General features: G+C 65.8%; 2 protein-coding genes. One reads left to right on the forward strand and one right to left on the reverse strand.

Going from position 1 to position 1258, the window contains the following annotated elements; translation table 11 throughout:
• Positions 1–456, reverse strand: a 456-nt coding sequence (locus AC097L_RS24890; protein ID WP_479589392.1) for a helix-turn-helix domain-containing protein, incomplete at its 3' end; no start/stop codon positions are given.
• A gap of 144 nt (positions 457–600) precedes the next feature.
• On the opposite strand from AC097L_RS24890, the gene AC097L_RS24895 reads away from it, so the two are divergent.
• Positions 601–1258, forward strand: a 658-nt coding sequence (locus AC097L_RS24895; RefSeq protein WP_479589393.1) for a M14 family metallopeptidase, incomplete at its 3' end; no start/stop codon positions are given.

Raw genomic sequence — 1258 nt, forward strand, 5'->3', positions numbered from 1 at the left:
GGCTTGCAGCAGCGCTTGCTCTTCTGCCGACATGGCGGGCAGGTCCAGGTGGCGGGCGTTGCGTTCGTAAATGTCCAGTGCTTCAAAGGGCGTGAGGGTGTCTGTGCCGTGCACCTGCCACGCCAGCGCGCGCAGCTGCGGATAGTCGGCCAGTACCACACGGGCCGGAATCCAGCCTGTTCTGTCGGGCGGTTGCGCCGCGCTTGTGCGCTCGTCGGTTGCGCTGCGTGCCTGTAGCACCATGCCCAGCGCCGCCAGCGCGTTGCACCACGCCCCCATGGTGACCGAGGGCTCGCCTTTCTCGATGCGGTGCAGCGTGACACGCGACACCCCTGCGGCCTCGGCCGTGACGGTGGCGTTCAGGCGCAAGGCTTTGCGTTGGCTGCGAATCTGCGCGCCCAAAGCCTGTAGCTGGGCGGCACAGGGTAAGTTTGAAAGCGGTGTGATGGGAAGCATAGTGTTTCTCATTGTTTGCAAAAATGGTGTTTTGTCAAGTATGAGAAACACAATGAGTCTGCTAAGCGGCTTTGCGAAGACTACGGCCCATGCCAGATTCGCCGGCGTAAAGTAGCCTGGTTTGCAACTTTTCAGCCGCACCCCATGAGCAACCTCCCTTTCTACCCCATCGGCACCCCCGGCCAAACCTGGGGCGACACAGAGCGGGCCCAGTGGCGTGCCCGCCAGGTGCGCCAGCGCAGCTATGCGGATGACGTGTTGCCGCGCATCGAGCATCTGCGGGCGCGCTTTGACGTACTGCCCTATGGCGAAGTGGCCTATGCGGACGAGCGCTTCCCCCTGTTTGCCATCCGCAGCCGGGGCTGGAACAGCGCCTTGCCCAGCGTGCTGGTGACCGGCGGCGTGCACGGCTACGAGACCAGCGGCGTGCTGGGTGCGCTGCGTTTTCTGGAGGCGCACGCCGAAGGCTATGCGGGCCGGGTGAACCTGCTGGTGGTGCCCTGCGTCAGCCCCTGGGCGTACGAGCGGGTGCAGCGCTGGAACTTCGATGCTCTGGACCCCAACCGCTCGTTCCGCCCGGACAGCCCCGCGCAAGAGTCTGCGGCCTTGCTGCACCTCATCGAACCCCTGCGCGGCCAGTTCACCGCCCACATCGACCTGCACGAAACCACCGACACCGACGAGCCCGAATACCGCCCCGCCGTGGCCGCCCGCGACGGCCAGCCCTTCGAGCCCGCCACCATCCCCGATGGCTTCTACCTGGTGGACGACACCGCCAACCCCCAGCCCGCGTTCCAGCAGG

The sequence above is a fragment of the Rhodoferax sp. RT5P35 genome, from assembly GCF_056521385.1.